The sequence below is a fragment of the Lysinibacillus sp. Bpr_S20 genome (assembly GCF_023337835.1).
In the GTDB taxonomy this organism is placed as follows: domain Bacteria; phylum Bacillota; class Bacilli; order Bacillales_A; family Planococcaceae; genus Lysinibacillus.
This window is the reverse complement of record NZ_JALNLQ010000012.1, coordinates 31,126-54,054: the sequence shown is the minus strand read 5'-3', so window position 1 is coordinate 54,054 and position 22,929 is coordinate 31,126. Positions and strand designations below refer to the sequence as shown.

The following is a 22,929-nucleotide window of genomic DNA, read 5'->3' as shown; positions in this document are numbered from 1 at the left end:
AAGGGATTTTTAGTGAAAACAAATTTAATTTATTTTTATATTTACCGAATTATTTCAAGGTCATATTTTCATCTTCCTGTGTTATTTGTTTATTTTTATATTAAAGATATTCCACTGTTGCAAATAGAACTACTACTAGCTGTTTACGGTTTTATGTTAATAATTTCCTCGAAATGGAATGTGCTTTTAGGACAAAGACTGAAAAAAAAGTATGTAATAGCATTAGGAGAAATAATAAAGGCTATTGGGTTAGTTTGCTTTCTCTTTAGTTCAAATATTTTAATATTAATAGTTGGTCAAATTCTTTCTGGTATAGGCTATAGTTTAGCCGTAGGTACCGATGCTAGTCTTTTACGAAGTCTATTTTCCAATGAAATGTCCGAACAATATAAAAAAGTAGAATCCTCATCTAATAGCTTTATGTTTATTTCGTTTTTACTATCAGGAATATTAGGAAGTATTATTTTTCAGTGGAATGCTGAATATGTATTCTACTTTTCTATAGGAGCAAATATAATAGCGACTCTCTCTATTATATTAATTACTGAGAAGAATATAGATGAAGCTCCTATGAATATTAACCAAAGAATAAACAAAGATATCCATAGCCAAATAGTACCTGAAAATATCTTTTGGAAAAATTATTATGCACTTGCTAGAGGATTTTCGCAAGCGGTATTTGTGGGTTTCTTACCGTATCTTTTTTTTATAACTATTAAGGTTAATTTTTACTATTTCGGTATGATTTTGAGTCTATTTACAATAACGGGATTTTTTTCAGCACGTTTTATCATTAAATTGAGTAAAAAGATAGATAAGAGAAAATTAGCATTTGGAACGGTTTTCATGGCTACTCTTTCTATTATTTTATTTAGCTTTTCTGAAAATTACTTTATAAGTATTATTGCCATAAGTTTATTAGGTTTTTCATCAGGAGGGGTAAGACCTTTAACTTTCAGTAATTTAAATACTACAGAAATGAGCGATAACCAAAGAAGTTTATTCTTCTCTTCCATTGAAAAGCTTTATGGGTTTTGGAATGTTTTTTTATTAATAGGAGGAGGAATTCTATTTTATTTAACAAATTTCAAGAATATCATGCTGTTGTTTGCTGCAATTTATGTTATTTCTAGTATTTTTATTTTTAAAAAATATGAAATTTCCCCTTCAGGATATGCTACAAATAAAAAAATGAATTCGGAGGTTTTAAAATGATAGTTACTTTTTTAGGTCATTCTTGTTTATTAGTAGAGGAAAATAACTATAGAGTCATTATTGACCCTTTTTTAACTGATAATCCCCAAGCAAAAGTAAAGCCTGAAGAAATAGATGTAGATGCAATTCTGATTACACATGGACATTCAGATCATATTGGTGATGCAGTTGCAATTGCTAAAAAAAATAATTGTAAAATTGTCACTAACTATGAATTAGCAATGTATTTAGCTCAACAAGGTGTAGATGTTCATCCTCTAGGAATTGGTGGTGCATTTGATTTTGAGTGGGGGAGAGTAAAGTTAACTCAAGCATTCCATGGTTCTGGAATTGAAGTAAGTCCTGGTACATTTATTTACGGTGGGATGCCAACGGGAATACTGCTAACTATGAATAACAAAACATTGTATCACGCAGGTGACACGGGATTGTTTGGTGATATGAGGATAATAGGGGAATTAAACGAAATAGATGTTGCTGCACTACCGATTGGAGATAATTTCACAATGGGAATGAAGGATGCCACAATTGCAGCAACATGGTTGAAAGCAAAAACATATCTTCCATTACACTATAATACATTCCCTTTAATTGAACAAAATCCTCTAAAATGGAAGGAAATGATGAAAGAAAATAATAATGAAGTAATTATTTTAGACGTTGGTGAATGTCATATCTATGATAAAGGTCAACTAAAGTCGGGAGAAATCGTTTAATGAAAAAGAAAACAATGCTTGATAAAATCTGGGGAAAACACGAAGTATATAGTAAAAAAGATGAACCTAGTATTATATATATTGATTTACACTTAATTCATGAAGTGACATCTGCTCAAGCGTTTGAAGGCCTATCTTTAGCTCAGAAAAAGGTGAGAAGGCCTGATTTAACTTTTGCTACAATGGATCATGTCACACCGACTACAGCTAATCGTTGGAATATTGAAAACTCTATTTCGAAAGAGCAAATTAATGCGTTAATTGAAAATTGTAAAAAGTATGGCATAAAATTGTATGATTTAAACAGTATTGAACAAGGTATTGTACATGTGATGGGACCAGAACTTGGTTTAACACAGCCAGGTATGACTATAGTGTGTGGTGATAGCCATACCTCAACGCATGGTGCTTTTGGCTCGTTGGCTTTCGGAATAGGAACAAGCGAGGTAGAGCATGTACTAGCTACGCAATGCTTGAGACAAACAAAACCTAAAAGTCTTGAAGTAGCTATTACAGGAAATTTAAGACCAGGGACAACTGCTAAAGATTTAATTTTAGCAATAATATCCCGCTTCGGAACTGATTTTGCTACAGGTTATGTGATCGAGTACACTGGTGAAGTTATAAGAAACATGTCTATGGAAGAAAGAATGACAGTTTGCAATATGTCTATTGAGGCAGGAGCTAGAGCAGGTATGATTGCTCCTGATGAAACAACTTTCGAATACTTAAGAGAGCGCGAATATACACCCACTAAGGAATATTTTGATACCTTAGTTGAAGAGTGGAAAAATATTTATACAGATGACGGCGCTACTTATGATTATAGATTGGAATTCGATGCTACTAATGTTGTACCTCAAGTAACTTGGGGCACAAGTCCTGGGATGGGAATAGGTATTACTGATACAATTCCACACCCTGATATGTTCGAAAGTCCAGAAGAAAAACAAAATGTAATAAATGCCCTGAATTATATGGGATTACAACCAGGTATTCCAATGACAGACATACAAGTTGATGTTGTGTTTATTGGTTCATGTACAAATGGCCGTCTTGAGGATTTAAGACAGGCTGCCTCTATAGCTAAAGGGAGAAAAGTATCAGAAAATGTAAGAGCTCTGATTGTCCCAGGCTCTGGTAATGTAAAAGCGCAAGCCGAAAAAGAAGGCCTTGATATTATATTCAAAGAAGCAGGTTTTGAATGGAGGGAGGCTGGATGCAGTATGTGCTTAGGGATGAATCCAGATATCATCTCTTCTGGTCAAAGATGTGCTTCTACATCTAACCGCAATTTTGAAGGTCGTCAAGGTCGTGGTGGACGAACTCATTTAGTTTCCCCAGCGATGGCAGCAGGAGCTGCCATAAGCGGACATTTTGTAGATGTTCGGGATTGGGCTGCTGCAAAAATACCGGTCTTTTCAAAATAATGGAGGTACAAAATATGAAAGCATTTAAAACTTTTAAAGGGACAGTAGCACCTGTTGATCGATCTAATGTGGACACAGATGCTATCATTCCGAAGTATTTTTTAAATAGTATTAAAAGAACAGGATACGGACAGTACTTATTTTATGAATGGCGTTTCAATAAAGATGGCAGTTTAAATACTCAATTTGAATTAAATAAAGAAAGATATAAAAATGCTTCTATATTATTAAGTAGATCGAATTTTGGATGTGGATCTTCGCGTGAACATGCTCCATGGACTATAAAGGAGTTTGGCTTTCATGCAATTATAGCTTCTTCGTTTGCAGATATTTTTTATAATAATTGTTTTAAAAATGGAATTCTGCCTATTGTTTTATCAGAGAAACAAATAGATGAACTATTTAATAATGTGAAAAGTATCCATAATTATAACTTAGAGATTAATTTGTCAGAGCAAATCATTACAGATAATAATAATAAAATAAGTTTTAATATAGAAGAGCATAGAAAAAAATCTCTTCTTCTCGGGATGAATGATATTGATTTGACTTTAAAGCATGAAGATGCAATAGCACTCTATGAAAAATCAAAAAAACCTACTTATAATTTTATGTTCAACTGATAGATTGTAATTCTAAATGAAGCGGCTTATCTTAAAGTCGCTTTTTCTTTATTCAGCAAATGTTCCATTATAATGTAGAGGGAGATGAACAGTGGTGGGCAATCACCTATAAATAGCTTTGTAAATAATTGAATCTTTATCTTTATCAAGAGGTGATATATGAAGCATGCTTTAGTAGTAGGTGGAACAGGGATGTTAAGTGATGTTTCAATATGGTTAGTTAGTATGGGATATCATACTTCAGTAATCTGTAGAAACTACACTAAAATGGATAAGTTAATAAAAAGATCAATAGATAGAAATGCAATAACTCCTCTTTTCGTAGACTATACAAATAAAGAAGAATTAGAACAGAAATTGTTATTTACTACTATAAAGAATGGTGAAATCGGTCTAATAGTTGCATGGATTCATCCTTATGCAAAAAGTACTTTAAAACATATATTAAGGGTAATAAAAAATGATAATATTAAGGTTTTCCATATATTAAATAGTAGATCTGATTTAAAACAAACGAAGAGTTACTTATCTATACCTGAATACTATCTCTATCGTCAAATTCAATTAGGCTTTATCGTCGAAGGGGATTATTCTCGATGGTTAACTCATGAAGAAATTGCAAAAGGTATTCTAGAATCCATACAAAACGATATTGAAGAACAGATAATAGGGGTTGTCCATCCGTGGGAAAAGCGTCCACAAAGGTTTTCATATTTCCAGAAAAAATAATGTAAATTATAGCAAACCTAGTTTCTTCTATTATATACGTATTCTTTTAAGTAATTACGCCAAGGTAAAATATTTTACAAAATAATACTCATATGGATAAAAAAGGTTGTACGGAAAGATGAATAAACCAAAAATAACCATACAACCCTTTCATCATTTATTCTTTCTCGATAATATTTTTTAAATGTGCCAATTTATTAACCCAAAATAAATCAAAGTACTGTAGCCAGTCTTCAATTTCCTTTAGTTTTTCTGCATGTAATGTGTAAACTTTTTCCCGTCCCTTTTTTTGAGCAGAAACTAGTTCAGCCTGTTCTAAAATGTTTAAATGCTTCACGACAGCAGTTCGGCTTATAGAAAAATTCTCAGAAATAAGTGATATGGGTTTATCACTTGTGGCAAGTAGCTGTAGGACATGACGTCTTGTTGGATCAGAAATTGCTTGAAAAACATCATACTTTACAGCAAGCGGTGTCATTGTGATTCCACAACTTCTTTTAATTTTTTGCCGATAAGCATTGTCCAGCCGCCATCCATTGTTGTACGAATAGCTGCAGCAGGCATATTAGCTTTAGGAATGATGTGCGAAGCTTCTTTCCAGCCACCATGTGTTAACGTAAATTCTGTTTGCTCACCAATTTCTTTCAATTCAAAAGTGACAAACCATCCATCAGTATCCCATGCAAAACGAACAAAATGTGGGGCATCTACTTGTTCTACTCGACATGGTGAAGGGCCAAACGGTGATTGTATTGTAAATTCGTGGCCTTCAATTGGCTTAAAATTATTTGGCATTAGCCAAGAAGCAATTTTTTCAGCATCCGTTACAGTTTCCCATACTTTTTCAATCGGTGCTTTAAGTGTAACTGTCTTAACAATATTCTCTAGTTTTTCTGTCATTTAAAATGAACTCCTTTACGAAGAAATGTAACCTTAAGGTGTTATGAATATATAACACCTTAAGGTTATATGTCAATTATAAATACATTGGATAAATTTTCTCCACATCTTTTTGTATCGCCATACATATGTTAAAATTATTTTTATAATTTTCTGACTAAAAAGGAGGGGCTTTAAAATGGTGAACATATCTGTCTTTTTATTAATGTGCATTTTATTAATTATTTTGCCTGGCCCGGATACGGCGATTGCCACAAAAAATACACTCACCGTAAGCAGAAAGGGAGGCTTACAGACTTTACTTGGTTCATGCTGTGGATTATTGATTCATACTTTTGCAGCGGTTATTGGACTTTCTGCGATTATTGTAAAGTCAGCATATGTATTTGCCATTTTAAAATACGTCGGAGCGGTTTATTTATGCTATTTAGGTGTTAAAACTTTATGGGCCTTACGAGCAATACGTACGGAGTCTCCTGTTGTGCAAGACGAAACTCAAATTGATAACAAATATTCACAGCAATCATGCTTTAAGCAAGGCTTCTTAACGAACGTTACAAACCCAAAGGTGGCGGTCTTTTTTCTAACATTTTTACCACAGTTTGTAGATGGTAAGAGCGGTACATTTATGCCGTTTCTTATCATGGGGCTTATTTATACTGCGTTAACAGGATTTTGGTTTGTATTTTATGTTTACTTGTTGGATAAAATTAGTGCATTTATGAAAAAGCCAACGACGAAGGCTATTATCGAAGGATTGACAGGTGCAGTGTTAATTGGTTTTGGCATTAAGTTAGCATTAGAAAAAGCCCACTAAAAGGTAACGGGTTCTGTTTTTTTAGTACAAAAAGCAACATTGCAGGTTAAAAGGTAAATTAATTAGCATACAAAAAGGTACTGCAATTCGCTAGTACCTTTTTGTACAACTTGTGTTGATTTTCCGTGAATCGGAATTTAACGAAAGCCCTTCGTTAGAACAGTAAGCTAAAAAGTTAAACGCCTAAAATTGATTTAATTCGCTCGTTTTCTTCTTTCTTATCCAAATATTCATAGAGGCCAAGTCGATTTTTATGATATCGTCATTTGAATAAAACCTTCTACCAGCTGCAGATGTAAAGGATGGCTTCAATAAATCAATTTCATCGTAGTAATGCAAAGTTCGAATGGTTACACCAGTTTTTTTAGCAAACTCGCCAATTGAATATTGTGTAGACAATTTATTACCTCCTCGTACTTGTTATCTACATTGTAAAAGATAACGTAACGTGAGGAGCAAGAGGAAAAGTAATTTTTACGAAAGGGCAATTCTTTTAAAACTTGCCCGAACAACATTTTAAAAGGTCTCTTTGACTGCACTCAAAGAGTAAATAAAACTTCACCGATATACAATCCGTGAAGCTTGAACACTCTATATCTAGTTAGAAGAAAAGGAGGCCGATGCTAATAATAATGCCGGTGAAGATTAAAATAAATAAGCAGAAGCCCATTATATCTCTAGCCTTTAAGCCGGCAATTGCAAGGGCTGGGAGTGCCCAAAATGGCTGAATCATATTCGTCCAAGCGTCACCCCACGCAATAGCCATAGCTGTTTTAGCATAGTCGGCACCTAATGTGGTTGCAGCATCTAGCATAATAGGAGCTTGCACCGTCCATTGTCCACCACCTGACGGAATAAAGAAGTTAACAAGTCCTGCTGAGAAAAATGTGAACAGATAGAATGTATGTTCATTAGAAACATTAACGAACCATTCTGAGAATACAGTCGCTAAACCAGAAGCGGTCATCATGCCCATAATTCCCGCGTAAAACGGAAATTGAAAAACGATGCCTGTTGTTGTTTTAATAGCATCTTGTGCAGCAGCAAGAAAGCTTTGTGGTGTTCCATGGAAAATGATACCCAACACAATAAAAATCGTATTAATGACATTTAAATCAAGAACAAAGCCTTTCGTAGCAAAATGATGTACTAAATATACAAGGCCGATTATGCCGATTAAAATCGTTAAAATATAGCTACGCTCAGAGCGGCTCGCGAAGTTGTTCTCGGGCTTAGGTAGCTCTGTTTTTTCTTCCGCTAATAAAGCAGGGTCAACCTCTATTGTATCTTTGTCCTTTGGCATCATCCAACGATTAAACAACGGTAAAGTGAAGAGAATCACAATAACTATAAACAAGTTATAGGTTGAAAATAATGTAACATTTGTGGGCACGATGCCCATAGTGTCAGCAAACTTATGGCCTTCAGTCGCAATGGATAATGGAATTGAACCAGCTAATCCGCCATGCCAAATAACAAAGCCTGAGTAGGCACTGGCGATTAATAAACGATAGTCTACTTTTTTAACATGACGAGCTATTTCTTTTGCAAAAAGGGCACCAATTACAAGTCCGAATCCCCAGTTAATCCAGCAAGCGATTAGTGAAACGAATGTAATAATGATAATTGCCATGCCTGGTGTTGTTATTTTACTTGCAAAGGCTGATAATCCTTTTTTAAAGATAGGACTATTCGCTAAAATATGACCCGCTGCTAAGACAATCACCATTTGCATGGTAAATGCTAAGAGTTCCCAAAAACCATCTCCCCAATATATCACCATATCGAGCGGAGAAGAATCTGTTAATGCAACCCCTAAAAGTAATACTAATACTGTGAGTATCGTGACAAATATGTATGGGTCAGGTAAATATTTTTCCATAATTGCATTCGAAATTCTTGTTAACGTTTTCATGTTAGAAATCCCCTTTCCTTTTCTGCCATCCCTTATTGCTAATTTTACATAGAGAAATGAATAAATAAAGATAAAATAGGAATTAAGTACAATAAAATCAACGTAATGTAGAAATAAATTTGCGGTGACTATTGTGAGTGTAAATTTTGTTTAACATTATAAAAAGCCTTACTGCTCTTGTACTTGATGTACAAATTTTCAAGAAGGAGGATTAGTTGAAAATGAGGAGAATTTATTACTAAATAAGGATTTTAGGAATATTTTTTATAACAAATTAGAATAAATAGGGGGTATCTATATGGAGTTGCGAGATTTAAAAGCTTTTATGGCTGTTGTTGAATATGGGAGCTTTACAAAGGCAGCTAGCGAATCCTTTATATCACAGCCTTCATTAAGCAAAAGTATTAAAAAACTAGAGAATGCTCTTCATGTAGAGCTATTAAACCGATCTACCCGCAACATAGAATTAACAGACGCAGGTAGTATCGTCTATAAACAAGGACAAAAAATAACACGCTCTATACATGATTTACATATACTACTGGATGACTTGTCGAACATCAAAACAGGTACGATTAAATTAGGGATTCCACCGCTAATTGGGACCCTATTCTTTCCTGAAATCGCACGGAAGTTTCATAAGCAGTATCCAAATGTGCATTTAGAGTTAGTGGAACGTGGAGCTAAAATGATCGGGACATTAGTAGAAAACGGCGATGTTGATATGGGAATCGTAGTTATACCTACAGATGAAAGGAAATTTTCTGTCCAATCATTTGTGGAAGACCAATTTTTTGTCTTTATTAATGAGTCGCATCCATTAGCTCAGCAAGAACGTATTCTATTACAAGATTTAAAAAATGAAACATTCATTATCTTTACAGAGGAATTCACATTGCACGATTATGTCATTAAATCATGCAAAAGCGTAGGATTTACGCCAATAGTTGGCTATAAAAGCTCCCAATGGGATTTAATTGTGGAGCTAGTTTCCTCGAATTTAGGGGTGACGCTTTTACCATATTCAATTGCCGCAAAGCAGACAAACAAAAATGTCAAAATTATACCGTTACTAAATTTTGATATGCCATGGCGTTTAGGTGTTATTACAAAGAAAAATACATATCAATCTTTTGCATTAAAGCAGCTACTCCATACAATACGTTCTGAAAATTGATTTATGCACTTTTAGAATAAATAGTATTCTAATTAATTCCTTTACTTGTAAAATGATAGTAAGGTAGAATTTTTCTTAATAAACGAGAAATTTTAGGGGGTTTCGATATGGGGAAGGGAAAAGTGTGGAATTCGTTTGAGGAAGCCGTCGCAGATATTAAAGATGGAGATACATTAGCGGTAGGAGGCTTCGGGCTTTGTGGTATCCCTGAAAAATCAATTGCAGCGCTAGTCCAAAGGGGAACAAAGGACTTAACAGTTGTAAGCAATAACTGCGGTGTGGATGATTGGGGTTTAGGGCTTTTATTAGCAAATAAGCAAATCAAAAAAATGATTGCATCCTATGTAGGTGAAAATAAAATTTTCGAGCAGCAATTTTTAAGTGGGGAGCTTGAAGTAGAATTGACACCTCAAGGTACATTGGCGGAGCGTATGCGAGCAGGCGGTGCTGGAATTCCAGGCTTTTACACAGCTACTGGCGTTGGAACACCCATTGCTGAAGGTAAAGAAGTAAAGGTTTTTGATGGCAAGGAATATATCTTAGAAAAAGGGATTGTCGCAGATTTTGCCCTTGTCAAAGCATGGAAGGCAGACAAGCTAGGCAATTTAGTTTTCAGAAAAACGTCACGTAATTTTAATCCTCTAGCTGCAATGGCGGGGAAAATTACAATTGCAGAAGTAGAGGAAATTGTTGAAGTAGGAGAGCTAAATCCAGATCATATTCATACGCCCGGAGTGTTCGTGCAGCGCGTTTTACTAGGTGGCAATTATGAGAAACGTATTGAGCGTTTGACGGTGAAAAAGGGGGATGCGTAATGGCTGATACAAGACAACAAATCGTAAATAGAGCGGTAAAAGAAATACAAAACGGCATGAACGTCAATTTAGGAATTGGTATTCCAACGCTTGTGGCCAATGCAATTCCAGCTGATTATGACGTTCTTTTACAATCAGAAAATGGTCTTCTTGGCATTGGTCCATACCCAGCCGAAGAAGCGGTCGATCCTGATTTAATTAATGCGGGTAAAGAAACGGTGACTGCTGTTCCTGGCGCTTCTTTCTTTGACAGTGCTGAATCATTTGCTATGATTCGTGGAGGTCATATCGATCTGGCTATATTAGGTGGCATGGAAGTATCTGAAACAGGCGACCTTGCAAACTGGATGATTCCAGGGAAAATGGTGAAGGGTATGGGAGGCGCCATGGACCTTGTAGTCGGGGCGAAAAGAGTCGTCGTCGTGATGGAGCATGTCAATAAAAACGGTGAGTCAAAAATAAAAAAACAATGTGAGCTACCTTTGACAGGCAAGGGCGTTGTGCATAGATTAATAACAGATTTAGCTGTTTTCGACTTTACGGAAGAGGGCATGCAGCTGATAGAATTAACAGAGGGTGTCACGTTAGAGGAAGTAAAAGAGAAGACAGCTGCTTCATTTAACGTTGCCTTAGCAATATAAATGGAATGGAACCAGTTCTTTAGAAGAGCTGGTTTTTTCAATAGGAGTGTTGATCATTGGATATACATGAACTAAAAAGCGATATTATAAAACAATTTAAAGTGAGATCTAGTACGGAGAGGCCGTTCATTGTAGCGATTGATGGACTAGGTGGTGCAGGAAAATCCACTGTAGCTAACAAATTAGCGGAGGAGCTACAATCTATTTGTGCAGTAGCATTAATTCATATAGATAATCATATCGTAGAAAGAAGTAAACGCTATGATACTGGCTACGATGAATGGTATGAATACTATTATTTACAATGGGATATTGAGTTTATTAAAAATAATATGCTGTTGCCGTTACATAATAATAAATTACAACTTTTGCTTCCGTTTTATAATCAATCAGCAGATACCCTTAGCGATAGAATAATAAAATTAGATTCCAATAGTATTCTTCTTATCGAGGGGATATTCCTTTTGAGGCATGAATGGAGAAACTTCTATGATTATCGTTTATTTATAGATTTACCCCGAAAAAACAGAGAGGATAGAGTATTGCGACGGGATGCCTATATAGGAAATTATGAGGCACGATTAAGTAAATATAAAAGACGGTATTGGCCAACAGAGGACTATTATTTAGAGAAAGAAAATCCGTTAGCTTGTGCAGATATAGTGATTTTCTAAAGCAGTATTGTCGCTTCGCGGGTATTTCAACCAACATCGCGGGTATTTGGCCTTCTTCCGTGGGTATTTAAGACGAGCGTGAAGGTTATTATTATTTTTCAGACTATTGGCTGTTTTTTAGAGCTATTGTGTCATTATACAATCATAGAAAAGGAGAAAAATAACTATGAGACAACAATGGTCTGATGAATTACAGGTGGCACAGGTACGTATAGCAAGGCCGACAGATAAATTAAAGGAAATTGAAGAATTTTATTGCGAAGGTGTAGGGTTAGAAAAAATAGGCTCTTTTTCAGGACATCGAGGCTACACGGGTATCATGATTGGCCTTCCGAATGCTAACTATCATTTAGAATTTATAGAGCATATTGACGGAAGTCCTTGCCTAGCGCCAACAAAGGATAATTTGCTCGTACTTTATATTCCAAAGCGTTCAACTATCCAGCTTATTGCTGAACGTTTATTGCGAATGGGCTATCCAGAAGTGGAGCCAGAAAATACATATTGGGCTGAAAAAGGTGTCACAATTGAAGATCCAGATGGTTGGCGTCTCGTATTAATGAACACAGAGGGGATTTAAATAGATAGGTGAACGTCCTTACAGTGTTGTTGCCTCATGGTTTATATACCCTGTATAGTATTCGTTTGCTATCTTGAGTAGCGAAAGACGAAATAGGTGGTTGGCAAAAAAACTTTTGTTAGAGGCAATAAAAAAAGATACCTCTCCACTATACGCAGAGGGGTATCTTGTCGTTGGAATGGTCTATTGTCCTAAAGAAGCACTTTGATGATAATGAGTAGCGATGGATTCAATATTTAGTTGGGTATAATTTGCCCAATTAGTCTTTTTAAAATCTTCCTCACTAAAGTAAATATTTAAAAGCTCAGTCATAGATTGATTCCCATTAGGTTTCGTTAATGGAGCATACCATTTAATAGCTGGAGTTTTCACACTTTGTAGCTTAGACAGCTCTGCGAATATTTTAGTGGAATCCTTCAACATTTGACTTTTCATACCTTTGTTCACATCAGTATCCTGTATAGAGATTGTTACGATACCATTCTTTTCTTCAACAGTGAATTTATTTTTAACGATAGCGCCTACTATATCTTCAATGGAAGTATTTTTATCGACTGCAACTTCCTTTGGAGCGGTATTTTTTCCGCAAGCTGATAATAAAAGTGTGGCTAGTAAAAACAAATAAAATAACTTCTTCAATGTGATAACCTCCCTTGTTACTACCATATATGCGCAAAATGGCGGTGAATTATACAAAAAAGAAGGAAGGTTAAAAATTTAATTAAAATGGAGTTGCATAAATAGATAACAGACGTTAGTCATCTGTTCCAGTATGTCATAAAATCAAAACTAGCCTTATCTTATTTTGTATTAATCAACATCTATGGGAGGCATCGAAAAAATGAATTTTCCAGAGTTTAAAAACTGTCTTTTGACATTAAGCGAAATAATTTATTTTGATAGCAATGAGTATCTTCGTGAAAAAACTTCTAATCCATTAAGAATAAAAGAAATTATAGACATTGCTGAAAATTTACTAGCAAATATAACGAATGAAGATGAGAAATATTTTCTAAAGGGCACGCTGGGGAATTTATATAGAATTTATGAGGAACCACAAAAAGCCGTTAACATTTTAACTGAATGTGTTACTATTGCTAGCAATCAGAACAACAGCAATCGAGAAATCATGTCATTAATACGCCTAGGAGAAGCCATTAAATATAACGGTAATCCAATGAAAGCATTAGGAATCTTCAACGAAGTTTTAGATAAAAGTAAAGCAAACAATAATTTGTTATATTTGGATTTTGCCATACAACATAAAGGAAAGTGCTTATTAGAATTAGGAGAAATAGCGGAGGCAGAAAAATGCTTTAAAGAAGCATTGAGGTTAAGGGAACTTAAAGAGGATATATTACTTATTGAATCTACCCAACAAGCATTAAATTTTATAAAGAAACTGAAATGTTAATGTTAATGCCTAAAATCTTTTATAATAATCAATTTCGTATGTAATGGATGGTCAAGTATTTATGGACAGCAATTTATCTTTATAAATCAGTATAAATTGAATAAAGTTTACAAAAACTTGTAGGTAGCTGAGACCATCATTTATGATGGTCTTTTTTTATAACGATTTTTGTAAGCGTATACACTTTTCGCGTAGTTTTTTTCTTTTAACTATTGAATTGCTAGTGAAAACAATGTATAGTGAAGTGATTTGTCTGACGTCTGACTATCTACATATTTTCGGTTTTAAGATCTATGGCTGTTATTCAAGTTTCAATACTAGCACATAATGAACGGAAAGACGGGTATATAGTTTAGGATATCGAACGCCAAAAAAATTATCATATATATGGAGGAACATATGAGATACTTAATATCCTTTTGTGGATTGTTACTTGTTTTTGGTTTAGCTCTGTTAATGAGTAAAAACAAAAAAGAAATAAAATATAAAAACATAATTATTATGTTAATCATCCAATTTATCTTTGCAGCATTACTGCTAAATACAAAGTTTGGTTATGTTCTAATCAAAGGATTTACAAAAGTATTTGATCATTTACTGGCTTATGCAAGTACGGGCGTAACTTTTGTTTTTGGTGGTTTAGCGAATAAAGGAGAGTATTCCTTCTTCCTAAATGTATTATTACCAATTATTTTTATATCTGTATTGATAGGGATCTTACAGCATTTCAAAATTCTTCCTTTCGTCATGAAATGGATAGGTTTACTTTTAAGTAAAGTAAGTGGTATGGGGAAATTGGAATCATATAATGCTGTTGCTTCTGCGATGGTAGGTCAATCAGAAGTATTTATTACTGTAAAAAAACAATTAGATAAGATTAGTCCACAGCGAATGTATACATTATGTGCATCAGCAATGTCGACAGTTTCTATGTCAGTTGTTGGAGCATATATGACGATGATCGAACCCAAATATGTTGTAACGGCCATTGTGCTGAATTTGTTTGGTGGGTTTATTATTGTATCGATCATTAATCCGTATACAGTAGAAGAAAGCGAAGATATTTTAAAAATTGAAGATGAGCATAAGCAATCTTTCTTCCAAATGCTTGGAGAATATATTATGGATGGATTTAAAGTAGCCATCATTGTTGGAGCTATGCTTATCGGTTTCGTAGCATTAATGGATTTAATCAATTCGTTATTTGATATGATTTTCGGTATATCCTTCCAAGATATTTTAGGTTATATCTTTGCACCGATCGCTTTCCTAATGGGTATACCGTGGGCAGATGCTATTACGGCTGGAGGAATTATGGCAACAAAATTAGTGACGAATGAATTTGTTGCAATGATAAGCCTTGGAGAAGTAGCCAAGTCTATGAGTGCGCATACACTGGCTATCATTTCAGTCTTCCTTGTATCTTTTGCAAACTTCTCATCTATCGGTATTATTGCCGGAGCAGTAAAAGGGTTGAACGAAAGACAAGGGAATGTAGTTGCTCGTTTTGGCTTGAAGTTATTGTATGGAGCCACACTCGTTAGTATCTTAACGGCTACAATTGTTGGTTTTGTTATTTAACACTGGAAGCCATTATGCTGAGGCATAATGATTTAAAATAAGCAGTTGACTGCATCCCAATAGACGTGTCTATGGGGGTGCAGTTTTTTTATGATTAAAGTGTGCAGTTCAATTTTTTTGCATTTCAGGAATGTCTAACGGTACAGTTTAGGGAGAGTAGAAGGGGATCGGTCAGGATAGACTTTTACTTGTACCTTTTCTGGCAAAATGAATAAAGATGAGTAACAGTAGTTGAAATAATACAACAAATAAAAATACAATTCCCAAAATAATGAATGATATCATTTTAACTTCAGGAGTTTGAACTACCCCTGCATAATCAACTTCTCTTACGCCTATAAATATCGCCCCAGCAGCAAAAATAAATAGCCATACAGTGTTTAAGGCCCACCATATTTTCATACTCAATATAAATATCTCCTTTCTTTTCTAGATTCGCCCAAGAGCTAAGATAAATGAGCATTCTAATGCGATGTTTAATAAATGTTATCCCGGGCTTTCGGTGATAAACTTTAAAGTTCTACTTAATGTTTTATGGTGTAATTGTAACACTTTTCCTTTTTTAATGAAAACAAACTTAAGGCGGTACTATCTCTCAGCCTTAAGACTGATTTCCCAATAATTCACAAAAGGAAAGAAGTACACTAGATTCATTTCTCCATAAAAAAAGGCGCCAGCTAACCGCAGTTAACCAACGCCTTATTCTTTATTGTTAAGAAGGTTTTATTTCCATTCCTTCTTTATCTTTGAATTTACCGATAATAATCATAATAAAATCGATCAATGTCCAGATACCTAGTCCACCCAAAGTTATAATCATTAAAATACCAGTACCAATTTTACCTGCGTAGAAGCGGTGTATTCCTAGGCTGCCTAAAAAGAAACATAGTAAAATCATTGCTATATAGCTTTTTTCTGAAGTTCGTTGTTGCATTTTTATTAATCACCTTTCTTTTTGTAGTAATTATTTACTACATTACCATTCAGAATTCTACCATTCTTTTATGTATTTCTCTACCTGAAAAAAGTGCCAACCATAGTTAACCAGGGCGTTATTCGTTGCTGTTTAATAGGTAAAGTTTATAACCTACTTTATCTTTGAATTTGCCGATAACAATCATAAACAAATCGATTAATACCCAGATATCCAATCTCCCTAAAGTCACAATCTTTAAAATGACGAACGGAGAATGATAAGTAATGTTGTCTAGGGAATAATGATAAATAAAGGTGAAAGGTAAAATAAGTATATTGTAAACAAATAAAGGGAGAGGGTGCATTTATCGTGTTATTTTAAATTTTTGCATAAAAAATCACCCTCCAATAATGGAGAGTGATTCGCTCAAAGCCTTGTGGCTGTATGATTAAATTAAAAAGCCGCGTATGCCGTAGTTATTATAGAAAGTTTTAAACCACCACTCCTCAAAGTGGGTGTTCGCAGAAGCTTTCCTGCTTATCCTCATGCACCTTAGTGTGAGGCCCGTCATTCCAACTCCAATAATAAAACTCCCTTTTACAGCTTAAAGGTTAAAACTTAATATTATACGAACAATGCAGCCTTTAAGGATATAATAAGGCATGTTAAACAAACTTGCAAGTAAGTTTGTTTGTACAAAAAAGTCAATGGGCAAGAGTTCCAAATGGTACATATCTCAGAATGAAATATTTTCAAAAGCTTGAAACAGATTCATACATTATTCACAAATGCGAACGAAAAATACGAACAATCTTTACTTAGTAAGGTGGAGTATGTAAGATAAAGGAGCATATATAGGGTTTACCTAGTAAATAAGGAAAGGGAGGAAGCAGAAATGGCAGCTTATCCAAATTGTCCAAAATGTAATTCTGAATACACATATGAGGATGGAACGAACTTTGTATGCCCAGAATGTGCACATGAGTGGAGCACAGATGTAACGGAGCAGGAGGCAGATACGCTAATAGTAAAAGATGCCCATGGCAATTTACTTGCGGACGGCGATTCCGTTACAATTATTAAGGATTTAAAGGTTAAAGGTAGTTCTTCAACATTAAAAATTGGGACAAAGGTGAAAAGCATTCGTCTCGTTGAAGGCGATCACAATATTGATTGTAAAATCGATGGCTTTGGTGCAATGAAATTAAAGTCAGAGTTCGTTAAAAAAGCATAATTACTGTAAAAAGAGTCGTGAAAGGAAGCGCCACAAGGCTATTCTAAACCGACTCTTTTTTATTTATATTCAGTAGGTGTCTAAACAACCTACTGAATAAATAAAGCGTCCGGCGGATGTCACGGATTTTGAAAGGGATGAATAAAGGATGTTAATGCCTCGGATATATCCTTATGTGTAGTGGTTGATTGGAGTGGAGGCTGGGCGACTCCTTGGGGATTAGCGATAGGGGAACGAAGGCTAAGAACATCACATCCTGTGATAACGCCTTCGTGACCAACATCCTGTTGGCCCGAGACCCTGCAGCGAGCAACGCGAGTGAAGCGGCTCATCGGACGCCCTTAGGAAAGCGCTCAGCCGGAACGGAAATCAACCCCTCGTTTTGCAGAAAGAAATTATTGAATAATCATTCAACAACTTCTTTCTGCAAGATGAAACATTATGTTGTAAACCTACGTAATAGAATCGCAAAAATAGCTCCGAATAGGGCAAAAATAGTATGTAAAAGTGCTATGTAGCTAGCGCCAATTAACAGTGTACCAATTTCCGTTAAGGAGTAGTGGGTGACATAGAGCGAGTTATTGATATTATTAATAATAGCCCATACGAAAACAGGTATAAAGCTGATGGCAAAAACAATCCAAATATTTTTATAAAAGAAATAAGTAAGACAGCCGAAAATCGCGTAAGATACTGCAAAGCCTGTTTGATTACCAAGCAAGGATGAGTTAATGGCAAACATAAAGGATAGTACGATAAAAACAAGGTGGAGAATTGTTACTGTTCTTTTCATTAGTAAATGATAGCCTAGTGATTGCTTTGAAGTAGCGAGCTGTCGACAATGCTCACAATTAGCTAAATGTTGTTCGATAAATTCTATAGTAGTTTCTTGGAGCGCTTGTTTTTTATACAAAGGTAATAAATCCTCTACAATTGAACAATCTTGTGACAAAAGTTTCCCTCCAATCGGTCTTCTTCCATTATACGACTTTTTGGGGAAAATAAAAAAAGCCTTCCGTATGCTAATTCGTTCGGAAAACTTGTACATGCACCTATTTAATTTGATGTTAATACTTCGTTTGTCAAAGCTTGAATATCGATGTGTGTTTTTTCCTTCACAGCATCCTTGAGAATCTCCGTACGGAAATAGTGAACCGAAGCTTCGAGAGGAATGACTAAAAGCTTAGAAAGAGCTGATTGATACATATGCACAAATTCTTTATCGGTGTTTCCGCGTTTTAACTCAGCAAAGGCTTCGTAGAATTGGTCAAGTTTATCAGCAAACTCAAGTAGGCGACCTTCGATAGTTTTATCCTTACCTTCTTTCATACGCTCAAAGAAGACTGCCTGAAATTCCTGTGGGATCTCATCTATAATAAATTTCTCCATCATTTTCTCTTCTACGTGTGCAAGCATTTGTTTAAGTTCTGGGCTCGCGTGCTTTACCGGAGTTTTAATATCGCCGATAAACACTTCAGCAAAGTCGTGGTTGATGGTTTTTTCATACAATGATTTCCAATTAATTGTAGCTCCGTTCATTTCCTCAAGTGTGGCAAAGAACATCGCATACTGTGATACCTTCCAAGAATGAGCAGCCACATTGTGCTCTTCAAATTTGAAGCGTCCAGGGCAACGAATAATACGCTCTAAGTCATTAAGACTTGTAAAAAATTGATGAATACCTATAAAAATCACTCCTTTTTGTACTATAAGTGCATGTTACTATAATCCTTTCCCTCTTTGTGCAAATTTCAAACAACTTAACAATGATTCATTTTACGTTTACAAAGGATTCACAATTGACGATAAAGCACACTTGTATTGAATGCTATAATGAGGGGGATTGATTAAAAGGGAGGAGTAAGCATCATGATTTCAATTTATACACTTCTTCTTTACATACATATTTTAAGTGCTATTCTTTCGATTGGGCCTTTGTTCGTTGTTTTAACAATTGTTAAGAAAATGCGTACAGCATCTCATGTTGAAATGCCACCATATATTGAGTCTTTTAAAGGAGCAATTACGATCGTCAAGCATTCGGGGCATGTTCTTGTTGCATCTGGTATTTTATTAATGTGGCATGTGGGCTATCATTGGAGTACTTCGTGGGTTGTTCTTACGTTTCTCGTGATGTTTGCCTCCATTGTTTTTTTAGCAAGAGCGTTCAACCGACGCTACAGACATTTAATACACCTGCCTATGACCAACAAAGGTTTGTGTCCTTGTTACATCGCAAAGTATGGATGTACATTTGGTTATTGTTAATCATGTTATGGCTAATGGTAGCAAAACCTGTGCTTTGGTAAAGGACAAAAAATCGAACCCTAAGTTTTTTGAATGTTGCTGCCGCTACGTTGCACTGCGCTTTAGCACAAAAAAGATCAATTGGCTGAAGTTTCGTTTTTTTCCTATAAATTAGAGTGATAAACCAAAAGATACACGCTATGTGAAGTGGTTGATTGGAGTGGAGACTGAGCGACTCCTTGGGGATCAGCAATAGAGGAACGGAGGCTAAAATCATCACATCCTGTGATAACGCCTCCGTGACCAACATCGTGCTGCTGACGCTTCGTTAGCACTACGCTTTCGCGCAAAAGACATCTGTTGGCCCGAGACCCTGGAGCAAGCAAGTAGGGGAACGAAGGCTAGGATCATCACATCCTGTGATAACCCCTTCGTGACCAACATCGGTGCTGCTGCCGCTTCGCTTTCGCGCAAAAAACATCTGTTGGCCCAAGCGGCTCATCGGACGCCCCCAGGAAGCTTTGCTCTGTGCGAAAGCGAAGCGGCAGCAAATGTTTTATCTGTGCGAAAGCGAAGCGACAGCAACAACAAAGCGCTCAGTCGGAACGGAAATCAATCCCTCGTTTTGCACAATAGTTTTTCAACAATATGCAAAAATCGCACCCTGAGAGGAGTGCGATTTTTTTCATCAATTACTTAGCAATCGTTTGAAATAGCTTTTGCGAATAAATAAGTAACTAACGAGGAACAAGGCGAAGAAGCATAAAGAGCTCATCATAGAGACTTGTAAAAATGCTGCGGAAACCATTGTTCGCATAGCAAATAATGTAGCGAATAGCATCGTAATTGCTATCGCGAATGGTACAAATATAAGGATTGCTAACTCCTTAGAGACAACCGTATATAACTCTTTTTTAGATAGCCCGAGTTTCCGTATACCTAAATACTTTTCTTTTTCCTGAAGGAGTGTCGTTTGTAAATAGAAGTAAAGTAAACTCATAGCCGCACTTAAGAAAATTAAGCTCAACATAGAACCGATAAAGAACAATACACTTTTTACAAACATCTCAGTGTTATACAAATCGATTTTTGAAGTTACATAACGCTTCTCATATACATTGGGGAAATCATCCATTATTTTTTTCGCCAGCTCTGTATGTGCTGTCCAATTATCTAGCTCAAATAAGTAGGCTTTGTAGACAGGGTATTCGATTTTGTTATAAACATCATCAGGTACAATGAAATATGTTTGTTGGAAACCTGTTGTTAATAGATTTTTGTCATTTACAGATACAAGCTTAAAGTCCTTCAGGTATTTATCATCACTTACATTAGTAGTTGGTAACATTTTGCGATCACCAGCAACCGCTATAAACTCGTTTGCACCTAAGCTAACCTTTTCATTGTGTAACAAGTTATAATCGGACATTGACATATAGCCAAAACGGCGTTCTTCATTCGATTTAAAGCCAATAAAATACTTTTGTGCGTCCACTGTAGATAATTGTTTGTCAAGATTTTCAATATCAGCTTCTACCTTACTTGGGTCAGCCTTAGGAGGAGCAATATACTGAAAGCTGTATGGATAATTTGCCTCACTGTCCTTTTCAACACTGTAGTAAGAGCTAAATAAAATGCTTGTACTTAAAAATACACCGCTTAATAAGAGCGTGATTAAAAAGAGCATATTTGCGTGCGATTTCATTTTCGCGTTTAGGTTGGAAGCCAGTAGCATATTTGTTTGTTTCAAATAGGCTGACGATCTCTCAAAAGCTTTTAGCAGGATGCGCATTCCTTGTGAGATGATGAGATAAACCGTAAAAAGAATACTTGCGAAAAATGCTAGGTAGTAAAGGATACCGAAACTATTTATAAGCTCATGATCAATTTTTAATAAATAGGCTAAAGTAGTTGAAATAATAATACTAACGAATAATAAAAGATAATGTGGTTTTATCGATTTTTCAATAACAGCATCACTTTTTAATAGTTGAATGGACGCTTCCTTATTAATAAATCTTGTCATTATTCTTGAAATCACAACGAATAATAGAAGGAATAAACCAACCGTTAAAGCAATTGCTTTCATCGGCATATACATTCCGAAAGTTTCTGCTTTTAAAACAACCTTGGCACCCATTAAGAAAAGGGGCGTAATGACAAGCCCAAAAACGATTGCTGAAATAATCGCCATTACACCGATTAGGATATTTTCACGAAAGACTAACGTACGAATCTGTTTCATCGAAGCACCTGTAATCATAAAAATACCTAATGTTTTTGTTTTTTTCTTTAAAAACGCCATTATTGAGTACGCAATGAAAAGAAATGAAAACAAATAAACGAGCATGCTAGCTAGTAATAATGAAATACCAAGTGTTGAGCTTGAATCTAAACTATTAAGACTTGGATGAAAGGCGATGACTGTAAATAAAAAGAAAATAATAATAGAGAACATACTACTAAGGAAATACGAAACATAAGTCCATTTATCACGTAAAATGTTTTGAACGACAATATGATTAAAGCTCATGATGTCCACCACCTAAGAAAGCGAGTGTGTCCATGATTTCCTGGTAAAATTGTTTGCGATTATGACCACGATGAATTTCGTTATATAATTTACCATCTTTGATGAAGATAATACGATTGGCGAAGCTTGCTACATAAGGGTCATGCGTTACCATTAAAATTGCAGTTTTCAGATCTGAATGAATAGAACTAAATAAGTTCATCACATCATTTACTGCCTTAGAATCGAGATTTCCTGTAGGCTCATCTGCCAACAATAAACTTGGTTCGTGAATAACCGCACGAGCAATAGCGACACGTTGTTTTTGCCCACCAGAAATTTCATAAATTCGTTTTGAAAGAAGTTCTTCAATTCCAAGAAATTGAGATATATGTTTAAGTCGTTGTTGCATTTTATCAGCAGGTAAACTATCTAAAGTTAACGGTAATAAAATATTTTCTTTCACCGTTAATGTGTGTACAAGATTAAAATCTTGAAAGACAAAGCCTAATTCTGATCGACGGAACTTGGCAAGCTCGTCATCATCTAGTGCATAAGGATTTCTACCATTGATAAGAATTTTGCCGGCAGTAGGGCGATCGATTGTTGATACGCTATTTAAAAAAGTAGTTTTCCCACTTCCAGAAGGCCCCATGACGGCTACGAATTCATTCTCGCCAAGCTGAAAATCTATGCCATTCAATGCCTTATAGGTGATCTCGCCGATATATTCTTTTTGCAGATTGGTCACTTGTAGGATTGAATTTTCCATCTTTGAACAACTCCCTTACTT

25 protein-coding genes, 1 other RNA gene and 1 pseudogene are annotated in these 22,929 nt (G+C 35.4%); 15 read left to right on the top strand and 12 right to left on the bottom strand.

The annotated features are described in order from the left end of the window. The first annotated feature begins 12 nt into the window (after positions 1-12). From MWJ95_RS21375 to MWJ95_RS21355, 5 genes are all read left to right on the top strand, one after another. Positions 13-1,215 (top strand): MFS transporter, encoded by a 1,203-nt coding sequence (locus MWJ95_RS21375; RefSeq protein WP_249107191.1) that lies wholly within the window; start codon positions 13-15, stop codon positions 1,213-1,215. Next, positions 1,212-1,931 (top strand): metal-dependent hydrolase, encoded by a 720-nt coding sequence (locus MWJ95_RS21370; protein ID WP_249107190.1) that lies wholly within the window; start codon positions 1,212-1,214, stop codon positions 1,929-1,931. The genes MWJ95_RS21375 and MWJ95_RS21370 overlap by 4 nt, the downstream gene beginning before the upstream one ends. Then, positions 1,931-3,361 carry a 3-isopropylmalate dehydratase large subunit gene (gene leuC / locus MWJ95_RS21365; protein ID WP_249107189.1) on the top strand — a complete coding sequence of 477 codons (1,431 nt, stop codon included), beginning with the start codon at positions 1,931-1,933 and terminating at the stop codon, positions 3,359-3,361. Before MWJ95_RS21370 ends, leuC begins: the two co-directional genes overlap by 1 nt. 14 nt (positions 3,362-3,375) lie before the next feature. Further along, positions 3,376-3,984, top strand: a complete 609-nt coding sequence (leuD, locus tag MWJ95_RS21360) for a 3-isopropylmalate dehydratase small subunit (protein WP_249107188.1) — start codon at positions 3,376-3,378, stop codon at positions 3,982-3,984. 159 nt (positions 3,985-4,143) lie between these two features. After that, entirely contained in the window at positions 4,144-4,713 is a 570-nt protein-coding gene (locus MWJ95_RS21355) for a short-chain dehydrogenase (RefSeq protein ID WP_249107187.1), read from the top strand. Positions 4,714-4,870: 157 nt separating this feature from the next. Here MWJ95_RS21355 and MWJ95_RS21350 read toward each other — a convergent pair whose 3' ends face one another. Beyond that, positions 4,871-5,191 (bottom strand): ArsR/SmtB family transcription factor, encoded by a 321-nt coding sequence (locus MWJ95_RS21350; protein ID WP_249107186.1) that lies wholly within the window; start codon positions 5,189-5,191, stop codon positions 4,871-4,873. Next, entirely contained in the window at positions 5,188-5,613 is a 426-nt protein-coding gene (locus tag MWJ95_RS21345; RefSeq protein WP_249075599.1) for an SRPBCC family protein, read from the bottom strand. Before MWJ95_RS21345 ends, MWJ95_RS21350 begins: the two co-directional genes overlap by 4 nt. Positions 5,614-5,791: 178 nt before the next feature. Here MWJ95_RS21345 and MWJ95_RS21340 point away from each other — a divergent pair, with 178 nt between their 5' ends. Beyond that, the gene (locus tag MWJ95_RS21340) at positions 5,792-6,430 is read left to right on the top strand and encodes a LysE family translocator (protein WP_249075598.1); all 639 of its coding nucleotides are present in this window, start codon (positions 5,792-5,794) and stop codon (positions 6,428-6,430) included. Between the two features lie 183 nt (positions 6,431-6,613). Here the strand turns inward: MWJ95_RS21340 and MWJ95_RS21335 are convergent, their stop codons facing one another. Both MWJ95_RS21335 and MWJ95_RS21330 read right to left on the bottom strand, forming a co-directional pair. Next, positions 6,614-6,829 carry a MerR family transcriptional regulator gene (locus MWJ95_RS21335; protein ID WP_249107185.1) on the bottom strand — a complete coding sequence of 72 codons (216 nt, stop codon included), beginning with the start codon at positions 6,827-6,829 and terminating at the stop codon, positions 6,614-6,616. Positions 6,830-7,031: 202 nt separating this feature from the next. Next, positions 7,032-8,345: a short-chain fatty acid transporter gene (locus tag MWJ95_RS21330; protein ID WP_249075596.1), complete on the bottom strand. Its 1,314-nt coding sequence runs from the start codon at positions 8,343-8,345 to the stop codon at positions 7,032-7,034. Between the two features lie 298 nt (positions 8,346-8,643). Between MWJ95_RS21330 and MWJ95_RS21325 the strand changes: the two genes are divergently transcribed. From MWJ95_RS21325 to MWJ95_RS21305, 5 genes are all read left to right on the top strand, one after another. Further along, positions 8,644-9,522: a LysR family transcriptional regulator gene (locus tag MWJ95_RS21325; RefSeq protein ID WP_249075595.1), complete on the top strand. Its 879-nt coding sequence runs from the start codon at positions 8,644-8,646 to the stop codon at positions 9,520-9,522. A 107-nt stretch (positions 9,523-9,629) separates the two neighbouring features. After that, positions 9,630-10,337, top strand: a complete 708-nt coding sequence (locus MWJ95_RS21320) for a CoA transferase subunit A (protein ID WP_249075594.1) — start codon at positions 9,630-9,632, stop codon at positions 10,335-10,337. After that, complete coding sequence (locus MWJ95_RS21315) at positions 10,337-10,978, top strand: 3-oxoacid CoA-transferase subunit B (RefSeq protein WP_249075593.1); 642 nt, start codon at positions 10,337-10,339, stop codon at positions 10,976-10,978. The genes MWJ95_RS21320 and MWJ95_RS21315 overlap by 1 nt, the downstream gene beginning before the upstream one ends. Before the next feature lie 56 nt (positions 10,979-11,034). Beyond that, a complete protein-coding gene (locus tag MWJ95_RS21310) occupies positions 11,035-11,652 on the top strand; it encodes a kinase (RefSeq protein ID WP_249107184.1) in 618 nt (205 codons plus the stop codon). Between the two features lie 166 nt (positions 11,653-11,818). After that, on the top strand, positions 11,819-12,232 hold the full coding sequence (locus MWJ95_RS21305) for a VOC family protein (protein ID WP_249075591.1): 414 nt from the start codon (positions 11,819-11,821) through the stop codon (positions 12,230-12,232). A gap of 183 nt (positions 12,233-12,415) precedes the next feature. Here the strand turns inward: MWJ95_RS21305 and MWJ95_RS21300 are convergent, their stop codons facing one another. Beyond that, a complete protein-coding gene (locus tag MWJ95_RS21300) occupies positions 12,416-12,871 on the bottom strand; it encodes a hypothetical protein (protein WP_249075590.1) in 456 nt (151 codons plus the stop codon). 202 nt (positions 12,872-13,073) lie between these two features. On the opposite strand from MWJ95_RS21300, the gene MWJ95_RS21295 reads away from it, so the two are divergent. Beyond that, positions 13,074-13,646 (top strand): tetratricopeptide repeat protein, encoded by a 573-nt coding sequence (locus tag MWJ95_RS21295; RefSeq protein WP_249075589.1) that lies wholly within the window; start codon positions 13,074-13,076, stop codon positions 13,644-13,646. Positions 13,647-14,045: 399 nt separating this feature from the next. After that, entirely contained in the window at positions 14,046-15,227 is a 1,182-nt protein-coding gene (locus MWJ95_RS21290; RefSeq protein ID WP_283164809.1) for a NupC/NupG family nucleoside CNT transporter, read from the top strand. Positions 15,228-15,398: 171 nt separating this feature from the next. On the opposite strand, the gene MWJ95_RS21285 is transcribed toward MWJ95_RS21290, so the two are convergent. From MWJ95_RS21285 to ssrS, 3 genes are all read right to left on the bottom strand, one after another. Continuing rightward, positions 15,399-15,629, bottom strand: coding sequence for a DUF3923 family protein (locus tag MWJ95_RS21285; RefSeq protein ID WP_249075656.1), 231 nt, complete (start codon positions 15,627-15,629; stop codon positions 15,399-15,401). A 310-nt stretch (positions 15,630-15,939) separates the two neighbouring features. Next, complete coding sequence (locus tag MWJ95_RS21280; protein WP_249075587.1) at positions 15,940-16,161, bottom strand: TM2 domain-containing protein; 222 nt, start codon at positions 16,159-16,161, stop codon at positions 15,940-15,942. Positions 16,162-16,597: 436 nt separating this feature from the next. After that, a non-coding RNA gene (gene ssrS / locus MWJ95_RS21275) (6S RNA) lies at positions 16,598-16,790 on the bottom strand. Positions 16,791-17,038: 248 nt separating this feature from the next. On the opposite strand from ssrS, the gene MWJ95_RS21270 reads away from it, so the two are divergent. Beyond that, positions 17,039-17,377: a zinc ribbon domain-containing protein YjdM gene (locus MWJ95_RS21270; protein ID WP_249075586.1), complete on the top strand. Its 339-nt coding sequence runs from the start codon at positions 17,039-17,041 to the stop codon at positions 17,375-17,377. 439 nt (positions 17,378-17,816) lie between these two features. Here the strand turns inward: MWJ95_RS21270 and MWJ95_RS21265 are convergent, their stop codons facing one another. Together MWJ95_RS21265 and MWJ95_RS21260 are read right to left on the bottom strand one after the other, a co-directional pair. After that, a complete protein-coding gene (locus MWJ95_RS21265) occupies positions 17,817-18,329 on the bottom strand; it encodes a zf-HC2 domain-containing protein (protein WP_249075585.1) in 513 nt (170 codons plus the stop codon). A gap of 104 nt (positions 18,330-18,433) precedes the next feature. Further along, positions 18,434-19,072, bottom strand: a complete 639-nt coding sequence (locus MWJ95_RS21260) for a YfbR-like 5'-deoxynucleotidase (RefSeq protein ID WP_249075584.1) — start codon at positions 19,070-19,072, stop codon at positions 18,434-18,436. Positions 19,073-19,246: 174 nt separating this feature from the next. Here MWJ95_RS21260 and MWJ95_RS21255 point away from each other — a divergent pair. Continuing rightward, positions 19,247-19,686 (top strand): annotated as a pseudogene (locus tag MWJ95_RS21255) (hypothetical protein). 626 nt (positions 19,687-20,312) lie between these two features. Here the strand turns inward: MWJ95_RS21255 and MWJ95_RS21250 are convergent. Together MWJ95_RS21250 and MWJ95_RS21245 are read right to left on the bottom strand one after the other, a co-directional pair. Then, positions 20,313-22,157, bottom strand: a complete 1,845-nt coding sequence (locus MWJ95_RS21250) for an FtsX-like permease family protein (protein WP_249107183.1) — start codon at positions 22,155-22,157, stop codon at positions 20,313-20,315. Beyond that, a complete protein-coding gene (locus MWJ95_RS21245) occupies positions 22,147-22,908 on the bottom strand; it encodes an ABC transporter ATP-binding protein (protein ID WP_249075581.1) in 762 nt (253 codons plus the stop codon). Before MWJ95_RS21245 ends, MWJ95_RS21250 begins: the two co-directional genes overlap by 11 nt. Positions 22,909-22,929 lie beyond the last annotated feature (21 nt).